We start from the raw sequence: 12,353 nt of genomic DNA, 5'->3' as shown, positions 1-12,353 counted from the left end.
GGGGACCCGTGATTCCCGTCTGCCGCCTCGAAGAACTCCCCGTCGGCGAGTCCGTGCGCGTCGGCACCAGCCCGCCGATCGCGGTGTTCCACACCGAGGACGGCGAGCTGTACGCCATCGACGACACGTGCACCCACCAGGACGCGTCCCTCTCCGACGGCTGGCTGGAGGGCTGCCTGGTCGAATGCCCGCTCCACGCCGCCGCGTTCGACCTCCGTACGGGCCGGCCGACCTGCCTGCCCGCGCGCCGCCCGGTCCGCACCCATCGGGTGGTCGTCGCGGACGGCGTCGTCCACGTCGTCCCGTCCGCGCAGGAGGACAGCGCCGCATGAAGCGCCCTCCGCGCTCTCGCCTGCAGGGCCGTCCGGCGCCCGCGCCCTGACGGAGCGGGACGGTCCGCTTCATGAGAGCCGCGCCACGCACGCGGGGCCGACCGTCCCACGAGGCGACCGTGGCCCCACGCACGCGTCCACGCGAGGCTCAGCCCGGCTGTGTGATGCTCTCGAGCCATGGCGGAGGAAGTCGTGGCGAAGGGCGTGGACGAAGGCGACCCACCTGTCGCACCGCCTCCTCGACCTTCGGGTCGCCTAGCCTGGAACTATGACAAAAGCCGCTCATCGCCCGAAACTCCGCCGGGTCTACGAGCCGCCGGAGCCCGGCGACGGGACGCGGGTCCTCGTCGACCGGCTGTGGCCGCGCGGACTGGCCAAGGCGGACGCCCACGTCGACGAGTGGCCCAAGTCCGTCACCCCCTCGACCGGGCTACGGCGCTGGTACCACGCCGGCGAGGGCACGTACGAGGAGTTCCGCGAGCGGTACGAGGCGGAGCTGGCCGCCCCGGAGGCGGCCGAGGCCCTCGACCGGCTGCGCGAGCTCGCCCGGAAGGGGCCGCTCACGCTGCTGACCGCATCCAAGGAGCCCGCCGAGAGCCACGCGGCCGTGCTCGCGGAGCTCCTCAGGCGGTGACCGGAGCGGCCACGCGCTGACCGGACGTCAGCAGCAGTACACCGCGCGCCGCCAGCGCCGCCGAGCCCGCGGCGACCAGCCACCCCACCGGCCCCGCACGAAAGCCCTCGCCGAGCAGGGCGACGCCGATCACGGCCGCCGCCGCCGGGTTCGCCAGGTTCACCACCGCGAGCGGCGCGGCGAGCCCGCCCCGGTACGCGGCCTGGGACAGCAGCAGCCCACCCGTGGCGAACACCGCCACCAGCACGGCGAGCAGCGCCGTCTGCCAGGCCGCCAGGGGCCCGCCGGGCAGCTCGCGCGCGAGCGAGGCGGTCACCGTCTGCGTCAGCGCGGACGCCACGCCCGACGCGACGCCCGACGCGGTGGCGAACCCGAGCCCGTACCCGTGGCCGGTCCGGCGTACGAGCGCCGCGATCGCCAGCGCCGTCACCGCGGCGACCGCCAGCCCCTCCGGCAGGGACAGCGCGTCGCCCGGCGCCGCCGGACCCACCACCGCGACCAGGCCGACCAGCCCGCCCAGGGTCCACAGCGCCCCGCGCCACTCCGCCCCGCGCACCCGCCGCCGCTCGAAGCACGCCCCGACCGGCAGCGCGGCCACCAGGGTCAGCGCGCCGAGCGGCTGGACCAGGGTGAGCGGCCCGTAGTGCAGCGCCGCGACATGGGTGAGCGCGCCCGCCGTGTTGAGCCCGATCGCCCACCACCACAGGGGGCGTGCGGCCAGCGCCCGCAGGCCGCCCGCCGGGGCGAGCCGCGCCTGGACGACCGCGGCCAGCGCGTATCCGGCGGCCGAGGCCAGCGACAGCACCACCGCGAACAGCGTCGCCTTCATCGCACCGCCACCCCGAGAAGCACCGGCCCGCGCTGCACGGCCCCCGGCGCCCGTACGACGGCGAGGACACCGCCCAGCAGTACGGCGGCCACCAGGGCGTCCAGCCAGTAGTGGTTGGCGGTGCCGACCACGACCAGCAGGGTCAGCAGCGGATGGAGCAGCCACAGCGGCCGCCACCGGCCCCGCGTGGCGGCCATCATCCCGATCGCGACCATCAGCGCCCACCCGACGTGCAGCGACGGCATCGCCGCGAACTGGTTCGCCATCGTGTCCGTCTCGGGCGTCGCCTCGTACACCGACGGGCCGTAGACGCGCGCTGTGTCCACCAGGCCCGCCTCGGCGAGCATCCGCGGGGGCGCGAGCGGCACCAGCAGGTGGAGCGCGAGCGCGGCGCCGGTCAGGAGCGCGAGCGCCCGCCGGGACCACAGGTAGTGTGCCGGCCGGCGCCAGTACAGCCAGCCGAGGAAGGCCACGGTCGCCGGGAAGTGCACGACCGCGTAGTACGTGTTCGCCGCGTGGACGGCCGTCCCGTCGTGCAGCAGCAGCCGCTGCACCCACCCCTCGCCCGGCAGGTGGACGGCCCGCTCCAGCTCCCAGACGTGGGCGGCGTTCCCGAAGGCGCGGCCCTCGTGGCCGTTGGCCGCGAGCCGGCCCAGTTTGTAGACGAGGAACAGCGCTGTCACCAGCGCCAGCTCCCGTACCAGGGGCGGCCGCGGGGTGGCGGTCGTCTCCGGTGGTATCCCGGCAGCCATGGTCCGGCCCCTCTGATGGTTCGCTAAGGCAACAAAACGGAAAGCTTAGGTCCCGTCTCATCGATACGCAAACGTCTCGATACGGGCCCGTCTCGATGAGGTAGGCTCGAAGGCGCACCGAGGCATCCGTCAGCGGGGGAGAACCCGATGTCCACGCAGGCCGCCACCGCCGCCGCGCGCCGCAGCAAGATCACTCCCGAGCGTGAGCAGGAGCTGTACGCGGCCGTCCTGGACCTGCTGCGGGAGGGCGGCTACGACGCCGTCACGATGGAGGGCGTCGCCGCCCGCACCAAGTGCGGCAAGGCCACCCTCTACCGGCAGTGGAAGACCAAGCGACAGCTCGTCACCGCCGCGCTCGCCAAGAGCCGACGCTCGCTCTTCACCGACATCGACACCGGCTCCCTCGCGGGCGACCTGCGCGCCGCCGCCGAGGCCGCCGCGACCCGCCGCGGCCGCGACACCGAACTGATCGAGGCCGTCGGCCAGGCCTACCTGCTCCACTCCGACCTGCGCCGCTCGCTGCGCGAGACGGTCATCGACCCCGAGGTCGCCGCGCTCGACGCGATGCTCCAGCGCGGCATCGCCCGCGGCGAACTCGACCCCGCCAATCCGGCCATCGCGTTCGTCGCCCCCTGCTTCCTCGGCGTCCTGCGCGTGGAACGCCTCTTCGACGACCGCTTCACCGGCGAGGACGCCCTCCCGGCCCTCCTGGAGGCGGTCCTGCTCCCGGCGCTGGGCCTCGCGCCGCCGCAGGCGTAGACGGCCCCGGGGCTGTCGGCGCGCAAGCCCGCCTACCGGCGCAGCCGCGGCGCCTCCGCCGCCGGATCGACCACCGGGTCGGCCACCAGTTCGGCCGCGCCTTCCAGGCGGCCCGCCAGCCCCCGCGCCCACTCCACCAGCCCCCCGACATCGATCCCGTACACGGGCGAGAAGGCGCGGATCCGCTCCGCTCCGCGCCGCAGCAACCGCGCCCCGCCCGCCCTGTTCCCGCGCGCCGCGTGCGTGAGGCCCACCGCCAGCTGCGCCAGGCCCCGCCACAGCTCACGTTCCTCCTCCCGCTCCCCGGCGCACGCCTTCCACGCGTCCTCCAGAACCTCGTGCGCGTGGAACGGCAGCCCCGCGTCCAGCAGCCGCTGGGCCTCGCGGAGGGTTTCCCCGGGCGTACGCACCACCCCCTCCGGCTGGCGCTCCACACCCGGCGCGCCGTACGGCAGCGGGCGCCCCAGCCCGTCGCGGGGGCGTGCGTTGCGTGCGCGGCCCTCGGGGTCGCGGTCCCTTCGCGTCGTGTTCACGCCTCGATTGTCACCCTTCCGGCGGGAGCGTTCCCAACCATGTCCTCCGCCGCCGGGGCGCGGCTACCCTCGGGTCCGGAGACGCACACATGCCCGGGCACGTCGAGGGGGAGGGAAGGCGATGCTGCCGTCCCGGTCGGAACACCGGCTGTCCGTACCGCTCTTGGAGCGCGAACCCGAGCTCGCCGCGGCGGCCCGCGCCGTGGACGCGCTGTGCGGCGCCGGCGCCTCCGGCGGGCTGCTGGTCTACCGGGGTGAATCCGGCATCGGCAAGACGGCGTTACTCGACGCCGTACGGCGGCTCGCCGCCGACCGCTGCACCGTCCACGCCGCGCGCGGCGGCGAGACCGTCACGTCCGTCCCCTTCCACGTGGTACGGCAACTGCTGCAACCCGCCCTCGCCGCGTACGACGGCGACGAGCTGCGGCGGCTGTTCGCCGACCGGTACGACATCACCGCCCCCGCCCTCGGCGTCACCGTCCCGAGCGCCCCGCTCGCCGACCCGCAGGGCGTACGGGACGGGCTGGACCGGCTCGTCGCGCGGCTCGCCGAACGCCACCGCCACCAGCACCACCGCCCGCTCGTCCTGATCGTCGACGACGCGCACTGGGCGGACGCCGAATCGCTGGGCTGGCTCGCGTCCTTCGCCGTCGGCCTGCCCGCCCTGCCGGTGCTCGTCGTCCTCGCCCACCGCCCCAGAGCCGGGGCGGACCCGGCCACCGCCCTGCTCGACCGGCTCGGCGAGGCGGCCAGGCTCCGCGTCACCCTGCGCGCCCTCACGGCGGACGCCACCGCCGGCATGGTCCGGGCCGCCCTCGGCGACGAGACGGACGAGGCGTTCTGCCGGGAGGTGTGGACGCTGACCGGGGGCAACCCGTACGAGACGGTGGAGCTCCTCGCCAAGGCCCAGGACCGCATGCTGACCCCGGTCGAGACGTCGGCGGCCCTCCTGCGCGACCTGGCCGCCTCCGCGCGCGGCAGCGGGCTCGTGGCCCGGCTGGAACGGCTCGGCACCGGCCCGACCCGCTTCGCCTGGGCGGCCGCCGTGCTCGGCACCGACATCTCGCAGTCCCTCGCCGCCAGCCTCGCCGGGATGACCGCGGCCGAGGCGGAGAACTGCACGCGGCGGCTGCGCGAGGCCCGCATCGTCACCGGATCCGACCACCTGGAGTTCGTCCACCCGCTCATCGCCACCGCCATATACCGCTCCATTCCGCCCGCCCTCCGCACCGCCATGCACGGCCGGGCGGCCTGGGCCCTCACGCGCGCGGGCCTCGGTGCCGCGGCCGCCTCCCGCCACCTGCTCGAGATCCACCCGGACGACGACGAGGAGGTCGTCGCCCAGCTGCGCGAGGCGGCCCGCGAGTACCTCGCCCTCGGCGCGCCCGCGGCGGCCCGCCGCTGCCTGGAACGCGCCCTCCAGGAGCCGCCGCCCCCGGAGGCGTACGCGCAGGTCCTGTACGAACTGGGCTGCGCCGCCCTGTTCACCTCGCCGTCCGCCGCCGTGCGCTACCTGCGCTCCGCCCTCGCCCTGCCGGGCCTCACCGGGCCACGGCGCACCGACGCCACCTGCCGCCTCGCGCAGGCCCTCGCCCACACCGACGAGCCGCGCGAGGCGGCCCGCGCCGTCGCCGCGGAGGCCGCGCGGACGCCGCCGGGCCCGGCCCGGACGCGGCTGGAGGCGGCCCGGTTCATGTACGAGGGGTTCCAGGCCGCCGAGGAGGACGGACCCGGCCGCTCCCGCCGCCTCGCGGACCTCGCCGGCCGCCTCCCCGGAGCCGACAACGCCGAACGCGCCCTGCTGTCGCTGCGCGCCTTCGACGCGATGCTCCGCGGCGAGAACGCCGACCACGTCCTCGACCTGTGCGCGCGCTCCCTCCCCGACGGCCGCCCGGCGCGCGGCCTGGGCTGGACCGACACCGAGTGGGGCTGCGAGACACCGGCCATGGTCGGCGTCGCGTACGCCTTCGCCGACCGGCCCGACCACGCCCGCGCCCTGTTCGAGGAGGCGGTGCGCGCCTTCGAGATCTCCGGCTGGAGCGGCGCCCACCTCGCCTTCGCCCACACCCTCCTCGGCCTGGCCCACCGCCGCCGCGGCGCGCTCGTGGAGGCCGAGAGCTTCCTGCGCGAGGCGCTGCGCATCGCCGACCGCCTCGGCACCGGGCTCCCGGTCCAGTGGGACGCCGTCTGCCTGCTCATCGACACGCTGCTGGCCCGGGGCCGGACCACGGAGGCCCGCGCCATCGCGGACCACTACCGCTTCGGACCGCCCTGGCCGCACGCGATGGTCGTACCCGACGGCCCCTGCGTCCACGGCAGGCTCCTGCTCGCCGAAGGCCGCACGCAGGAGGCCGTCACGGAACTGGAGTCGGCCGGCCGCGCCTTGGAGCGGCGCGGCCGCCTCAACCCCGTCTGGGCCCCCTGGGCCTGCGACCTGGCCCGCACCCTCGCCCCGGCCGACCGGCCCCGCGCGGCCCGCTACGCCGAACAGGCCCGCGCCCACGCCGAACGCTTCGGCACGGCCACCGCCCTCGGGGAAGCCCTGCGCTGCGCGGCCCTGTTCGCCCGCCCCGACGAGGCCGTCCACCTCCTGGACCGGGCGGTCCGGCACCTGGAGACCTCCCCCTCCGCGTACGAACACGCCCTGGCCCGGTACGACCTCGGGCTCGCCGCCGGCTCCCCGGCGGAACTCACCCACGCCGCCACCCTGGCCACCACCTGCGGCGCCGACACCCTCGCGACCCGCGCACTCGAGGCCCGGGAGACGAACCCACGCCGAGAGTGAGGTAATCTTCTCCTGCGCGCTCACCACGGCGACCAGCCGGGGGACACGCGCATCGGGACGTGGCGCAGCTTGGTAGCGCACTTGACTGGGGGTCAAGGGGTCGCAGGTTCAAATCCTGTCGTCCCGACTTTGCGAAGTCGCAGGTCAGGGGCCGTTTCAGAGCAATCTGAAACGGCCCCTTGATCGTTTTTGGGACCACTTGGGGACCGGGCTCCTTGACGGGTGTCAGCGGGTGATGACGATCGGGCTCGGGAGCGAGCGGGGGGCGCGGACCGCGCTGCGGTATGCGGAGAGTGCTGCGTCGGCGGCCGTGATCTTGTTGTGTACGTTCGGGTGGAGGTAGCGCTGGGTGGCCACGAGGGAGCCGTGACCGGCGATGCGTCGCAGGACGGGTACCGGGACTCCCGCGTCGGCGAACCAGGCCAGGCCGGTGCGCCGGAGGTCGTGGCGGCGCAGGTGGTCGTAGCCGAGTCGGGTGACGACGTCGTCCCAGTGGGTCGCGTCGCGCAGGACGGCGGTGGAGATGCGTCCGCCGCGCGGGCCGGTGAACAGGCGGGCGTCGGGGTCGGGGACGGCGGACAGGACGCGCTGGGCGACGAGGGGGCGGATCTTCTCGATGATGGGGACCTTGCGGGCCTGCTTGCCCTTGGTGCCCTTGTCGGTCAGTCCGCCGGGCGCGGGCGTGGCCCGGCGGCGCACCGTCCAGATCCACTGGTCGGTGTCGATGTCCTGGACGCGGCAGCCCGAGATTGCTGATCCGGGCGGCGGTGCACGCGGCGAAGACGAAAACGTCTTCCGCGCACGGCCTGTTCCATGACGCGGACCAGGGCGGTGAGCGTGTTCTTCACCGTTGAGCGGCTGTGCTCCTCGGTGATCCAGTTCTGCACGGTCCAGTTGACGACACCGTTGGTGATCGGCCACACGGGTAGGTGGCCCAGAGCGGGAACCACGCACATCCGCCATCCTGCGAGGTAGGGGTCCAGCGTCTTCAACTCCAGGCCGCGCAGCACGAGGTCCATGTTCGCTTCGCCGTATTCGGCCAGGGCATGGTGGCGGTCGACAAGGTCAGGCCGGCTTGTACGGCCTGGATGATGGCCTGGAGCCACTCCTGCGCTTCTTCTTCGCTGTTCTTTCCCTCGGACAGTGACTGACGGCGCTTGGTGGTGGGATCCCACCATCGGACGCGCGCCCGATAGGGGGCGGGACGGTCAGGGCGGTGTTCGATGTCGGTGGAGAGCCGGATGCCGACGGGAACGTTGGTCTCATCGGCCATGGATCCCCTTGGTGGGGACGGCACGGCGGCTGTGCAGCCATTCCTCGACATCGAGCGCGCTGTACATGACCACACGTTCCGAAAGGGCGACGAAACGCGGTCCTTGTGAGGTTGGGCGGTGCGCCATCGGCGCAGGGTTGAGGCGTCCACCCGGAGACAAGAGGCCAGGTCGGTGGTTGAGTACCAGGCGTTGGTCAGGAGGGGCGCTTGGTTATCGGCTGGGACGGCATGCTGGCGGGGAGTTGCGGGTTGTGCTGCTGCGGCCTTCTTCTCGCGAAGAGGCTCGGTGTTGAAGCTTGTTGCTATCGGCACGGGCAAGTGCGGGCATTCTCGGGGCAGTACAGAGCACTAGGAGGATCGGTGGAAGAGATTCGTATGGGGGTGACACGCTTCGAGAACGGAGGTGTGGCGCCCCATGGGCGGCAGCGCTGACGTCAACCACCATCACCCGCGGTTGTGCTCTGAAACGAACGTTGACCAGATAATCGTCTTGGGATACGCCGGTTTGGCTAACCGGCGATCACGAGCTATGTTGCCCAACTGAAGCGACATGACAGGGTAGTGAAAAGTTGGCGGTTCGCTTATAGGGCCTAATCGGCCTGTTTCTCATGACCCATCATGTGGAACGCGTGGCGATCCTTGAGTCCGCCGAAAAGGGGCCGCGGAGGCGAGACCATCCCCGCGCGTCCGGCGAGCAGGACTGGAACGGGCACGGGCAGCCCGGCGAGGAGGGGCCATCCCCGCGCGTGCGGGGAGCAGGCCCAGGGCGCGAACGCGTCCAGCAGATGAGGGGGACCATCCCCGCGCGTGCGGGGAGCAGGGGTTGGGCAGGCTGGAGATGTCCGCGCTCGCGGGACCATCCCCGCGCGTGCGGGGAGCAGACTTTCTGACCTGCGAAGTGATTGCTGTAGTGACGCGTTTTCAGTAACTATCGCAGATTCCGGCCAAGGGGACATTTTGGCACTCGGTCACGTGAGTGCTTCTCGCTGGATCAGTGGCAAGCCGATGATGCTACGTGACGGCGGTGCTGTTTCCCTGTAGGCGCTTCTGTTGGCTTGTTTTGGTGTGCGGGGGTGGGGTCTGCCGGTATCAATTGCTCATGAGTGATGAGGGGAGTGCTTGTTGCGGCCTGTTGCGCCGGCTCGGGGGGCCGGCCCGGTCGGTGTGGGCCAAGTATGACTGTGACACCGATGGATGGTTGCCGTTGTGGCGGCACATGGAGGACGCAGCTGCGGTGGCGGGCCTGTTGTGGGACCGTTGGCTGCCTGTAGGGGTGCGCAGGCTGGTGGCCGAGGCGTTGCCGCAGTGCGATGCAGACGCACGCGCCCTCGCCGTATGGCTTGCCGGGGTGCACGACATCGGCAAGGCCACCCCGGCATTCGCCTGTCAGGTCGATCAGCTGGCCGACGCGATGCGTGGCCACGGGCTGGAAATACGTTCGGCGAAGGCGATGGGGCCGGACCGTCGGATCGCGCCGCACGGTCTGGCCGGGCAGGTACTGCTGGGGGAATGGCTGGAGGAACGCCACGGGTGGGTGTCCGCCCGGACCGGGCAGTTCACGGTTGCTGTGGGCGGACATCATGGGGCGCCGCCCGAACACGGCCAGATCACAGCTTTGTACGAGCATGAAGAGCTGCTGCGCACTCCTGGTGCGAGTGGCCGACTCTGGCGGCAGGTGCAGACCGAACTGCTCGACGCCTGCGCCGAGCGTTTCGGTGTGGCGCAGCGGTTGGCGGCATGGCGGACGGTGAAGCTGCCGCAGCCGGTGCAGGTGCTTCTCACCGCGCTGGTCATCGTCTCCGACTGGATCGCCAGCAACCCGGACCTCTTCCCGTATTTCCCCGATGGCGCGTCCCGCGATGACCAGGAGCGTCTCGCCGCGGCCTGGCAGGGACTGGACCTGCCGGAACCCTGGCGGGCCGAGGAAACGGACCGAAGCGCGCGAGAGCTGTTCGCCTCCCGGTTCGAACTGCCGGCGGGAGCGCGGATACGCCCGGTCCAGGAAGCGGCCGTGGAACTCGCCCGGGAGATGCAGACGCCCGGGCTGATGATCGTCGAGGCACCGATGGGGGAGGGGAAGACGGAGGCGGCGCTCGCCGTGGCCGAGATCTTCGCAGCGCGCTCGGGCGCGGGAGGCGTGTTCTTCGCCCTGCCTACCATGGCCACCGGCAACGCCATGTTCCCTCGCCTGCTGGACTGGCTGGAGCGGTTGCCGGGGGTGGCCGGCTCGCGCCGCTCGGTGCATCTGGCCCATTCCAAGGCCGCTCTGAACGAGGACTTCGCCGGCCTGATGGCCCGTGCAGGGCGGGTCGTGGCCGTCGGCGTGGATGAAGCGGCGCCCGCACCTCGGCAACAGCGGGACGAGCAGCACCGCGCGGCTGCTGAACTCGTGGCGCATGCGTGGCTGCGTGGCCATAAGAAGGCCATGCTGGCCTCGTTCGTCGCAGGCACCATCGATCAGTTGCTGTTCGCCGGGTTGAAGAGCAGGCACCTGGCGCTGCGGCACCTCGCCTTGGCGGGGAAGGTCATCGTCATCGACGAGGCGCACGCCTATGACACGTACATGAGCGTGTACCTGGACCGGGTGCTGTCCTGGCTGAGTGCCTACCGGGTCCCGGTGGTGGTCCTGTCTGCGACCCTGCCGGCCTCGCGCAGACGTGAACTCGTCGCGGCGTACTCCGGCCGGGCCGATGCCGACGGGAACACTGCCACACCGGACGCGTACCCCTTGCTGACCGCCGTCGCTCCGGGCGGCGCCTCACTGTGCCGCCGCCCGCGGGCGTCGGCCCGGTCGACGGCGGTCAACTTGGAGCGCCTGGACGACAGTTTGGATGTCCTTTGCGACCGGCTGGAGAGCGAACTGGCCGACGGCGGATGCGCTTTGGTGATCCGGAACACGGTCAGGCGGGTGCTCGAGACAGCTCGCGCGCTGCGCGACAGGTTCGGGGCCGAGAACGTGACCGTGGCCCACTCGTGCTTCGTCGATCTCGACCGGGCGGACAAGGACAGCACGCTGCTGCGTCTGTTCGGGCCTCCGGAGAAGACGGATGACAGGCCCACGGGCCGGCACATCGTGGTGGCCAGCCAGGTTGCCGAGCAGTCTTTGGACGTCGATTTCGATCTGCTGGTCAGCGACCTGTGCCCTGTCGACCTGCTTCTGCAGCGCATGGGGCGCCTGCACCGCCACCAGCGCGGACCGGGTCAGGAAGAGCGGCCCGTACGCCTGCGGACGGCGCGCTGCCTGGTGACGGGAGCCGACTGGACGGCGGACGTGCCCGCCCCGGTGCGGGGCTCGGTCGCCGTGTACGGGCAGTACACCCTGCTGCGATCGGCCGCAGTGCTCTTCCCTTACCTCGACGGCGGATCCGGGCGGCCGGTGCGGCTCCCTGCGGACATCAGTCCTCTCGTGCAGAGCGCGTACGCGGAGGACCCGATCGGGCCGGACCACTGGCAGGACGCGATGAAGAGAGCACGCGAACAGTTCGACCGGCACCGCGACGACCAGGCCGGGCGCGCCGCTGTGTTCCGTCTGGGGGGCGTCGGCAAACCGGGGCGTCCGCTGTTCGGCTGGGTCGCCGCCGGGGTGGGGGACACGGACGACACCCCCACCGGGCGTGCCCAGGTCCGCGACAGCCGGGACAGCCTGGAGGTCGTCGTCGTGCAGCGGCGCGGTGACGGAAGTTTTGCGACCCTGCCGTGGCTCAAGCCGGACAGCAAGAAGCGGCAACGAGCCGACCTCGCACTGCCGCAGGACGCCACGCCGACACGGTTCGCGGCCCGTACAGCCGCGAGCTGCGGACTGCGGCTCCCCTTGCAGTTCTCCGGCGAAACCATGGACCGGGCCATCCAGGAGCTGGAGCAGCTGTACGTGCCGAAGTGGCAGGGCAAGGACAGCCCTTGGCTCTCCGACCAGCTGATTCTCGCTCTCGACGAGGACTGTCAGACCCGGCTGGCGGGATTCTCGCTCCAGTACAGCCCTGAAGACGGTCTGGAGGTAACCCGTGCTGAAGGGCCGACGACGTGAAACCGTCTGGGACCACCCCCATGTTGGTGGGGAGCAGTAATCGCATGCTACGCGGGAGCTTGCTGCGCTGCCCGAAGTTGCCGTGGCGCGACACCCGTAGGGAGCCGCAGGGCGGAGCGATCACATTTCCTTCGGTGGCTGCTGACTTCTCTCTCCCCACCGGATCAAGGGCAGGCCCGCCACGGCAGACACTGCACCGGCCAGAGCGGTTGCCCAGCACCAGGCTTAACCAAGAGATGACAACAACGGCGCTCGTCACCAGGATCCAGCGGATCCAGCTACTCATGATTTCCGTACGCCCCTCAGCCTGTTGCAGCATGGATGCGCGTACCTCGGGCGAAGTGGAGCCTCATGCAAACTCCTGCAGGTCAAGCGTCAACTCGCTTACGCCACAACGGTGGTGCACCACGCCCGGGTCCTGCAAGCGCTCAA

At 72.1% G+C, this 12,353-nt stretch carries 11 protein-coding genes and 1 tRNA gene; 6 read left to right on the top strand and 6 right to left on the bottom strand.

Going from position 1 to position 12,353, the window contains the following annotated elements; genetic code table 11:
- The first annotated feature begins 8 nt into the window (after positions 1 to 8).
- Both ACZ42X_RS02165 and ACZ42X_RS02160 read left to right on the top strand, forming a co-directional pair.
- On the top strand, positions 9 to 332 hold the full coding sequence (locus ACZ42X_RS02165; protein WP_361428435.1) for a bifunctional 3-phenylpropionate/cinnamic acid dioxygenase ferredoxin subunit: 324 nt from the start codon (positions 9 to 11) through the stop codon (positions 330 to 332).
- Positions 333 to 600: 268 nt separating this feature from the next.
- Positions 601 to 966 (top strand): DUF488 domain-containing protein, encoded by a 366-nt coding sequence (locus tag ACZ42X_RS02160; protein ID WP_468283336.1) that lies wholly within the window; start codon positions 601 to 603, stop codon positions 964 to 966.
- On the opposite strand, the gene ACZ42X_RS02155 is transcribed toward ACZ42X_RS02160, so the two are convergent.
- Both ACZ42X_RS02155 and ACZ42X_RS02150 read right to left on the bottom strand, forming a co-directional pair.
- Entirely contained in the window at positions 956 to 1,795 is an 840-nt protein-coding gene (locus ACZ42X_RS02155; RefSeq protein WP_468283334.1) for a DMT family protein, read from the bottom strand. The genes ACZ42X_RS02160 and ACZ42X_RS02155 overlap by 11 nt on opposite strands.
- Positions 1,792 to 2,547, bottom strand: a complete 756-nt coding sequence (locus tag ACZ42X_RS02150; protein ID WP_468283332.1) for a phosphatase PAP2 family protein — start codon at positions 2,545 to 2,547, stop codon at positions 1,792 to 1,794. Before ACZ42X_RS02150 ends, ACZ42X_RS02155 begins: the two co-directional genes overlap by 4 nt.
- A 147-nt stretch (positions 2,548 to 2,694) precedes the next feature.
- On the opposite strand from ACZ42X_RS02150, the gene ACZ42X_RS02145 reads away from it, so the two are divergent.
- Positions 2,695 to 3,306, top strand: a complete 612-nt coding sequence (locus tag ACZ42X_RS02145; RefSeq protein WP_468283330.1) for a TetR/AcrR family transcriptional regulator — start codon at positions 2,695 to 2,697, stop codon at positions 3,304 to 3,306.
- Positions 3,307 to 3,338: 32 nt separating this feature from the next.
- Here ACZ42X_RS02145 and ACZ42X_RS02140 read toward each other — a convergent pair whose 3' ends face one another.
- The gene (locus ACZ42X_RS02140; protein ID WP_468283328.1) at positions 3,339 to 3,839 is read right to left on the bottom strand and encodes a DUF309 domain-containing protein; all 501 of its coding nucleotides are present in this window, start codon (positions 3,837 to 3,839) and stop codon (positions 3,339 to 3,341) included.
- Between the two features lie 121 nt (positions 3,840 to 3,960).
- On the opposite strand from ACZ42X_RS02140, the gene ACZ42X_RS02135 reads away from it, so the two are divergent.
- Together ACZ42X_RS02135 and ACZ42X_RS02130 are read left to right on the top strand one after the other, a co-directional pair.
- Positions 3,961 to 6,624 carry an ATP-binding protein gene (locus ACZ42X_RS02135; protein ID WP_468283326.1) on the top strand — a complete coding sequence of 888 codons (2,664 nt, stop codon included), beginning with the start codon at positions 3,961 to 3,963 and terminating at the stop codon, positions 6,622 to 6,624.
- 53 nt (positions 6,625 to 6,677) lie between these two features.
- A tRNA-Pro gene (locus tag ACZ42X_RS02130) sits at positions 6,678 to 6,751 on the top strand.
- A gap of 98 nt (positions 6,752 to 6,849) precedes the next feature.
- Here the strand turns inward: ACZ42X_RS02130 and ACZ42X_RS02125 are convergent.
- Genes ACZ42X_RS02125 through ACZ42X_RS02115 form a run of 3 tightly spaced genes read right to left on the bottom strand, consistent with a single transcriptional unit; the run spans position 6,850 to position 7,897 of the window.
- Positions 6,850 to 7,323: a tyrosine-type recombinase/integrase gene (locus ACZ42X_RS02125; protein WP_468283324.1), complete on the bottom strand. Its 474-nt coding sequence runs from the start codon at positions 7,321 to 7,323 to the stop codon at positions 6,850 to 6,852.
- Positions 7,287 to 7,643, bottom strand: coding sequence for a hypothetical protein (locus ACZ42X_RS02120; RefSeq protein WP_468283322.1), 357 nt, complete (start codon positions 7,641 to 7,643; stop codon positions 7,287 to 7,289). The genes ACZ42X_RS02125 and ACZ42X_RS02120 overlap by 37 nt, the downstream gene beginning before the upstream one ends.
- Complete coding sequence (locus ACZ42X_RS02115) at positions 7,613 to 7,897, bottom strand: hypothetical protein (protein ID WP_468283320.1); 285 nt, start codon at positions 7,895 to 7,897, stop codon at positions 7,613 to 7,615. The genes ACZ42X_RS02120 and ACZ42X_RS02115 overlap by 31 nt, the downstream gene beginning before the upstream one ends.
- A 1,099-nt stretch (positions 7,898 to 8,996) precedes the next feature.
- Between ACZ42X_RS02115 and cas3 the strand changes: the two genes are divergently transcribed.
- The gene (cas3, locus tag ACZ42X_RS02110) at positions 8,997 to 11,921 is read left to right on the top strand and encodes a CRISPR-associated helicase Cas3' (RefSeq protein WP_468283318.1); all 2,925 of its coding nucleotides are present in this window, start codon (positions 8,997 to 8,999) and stop codon (positions 11,919 to 11,921) included.
- Positions 11,922 to 12,353: the final 432 nt, after the last annotated feature.

The sequence above is a fragment of the Streptomyces sp. NPDC030862 genome (assembly GCF_055571835.1).
The sequence above is the reverse complement of the archived record's forward strand: the minus strand, read 5'-3'. Positions and strand labels throughout refer to the sequence as shown.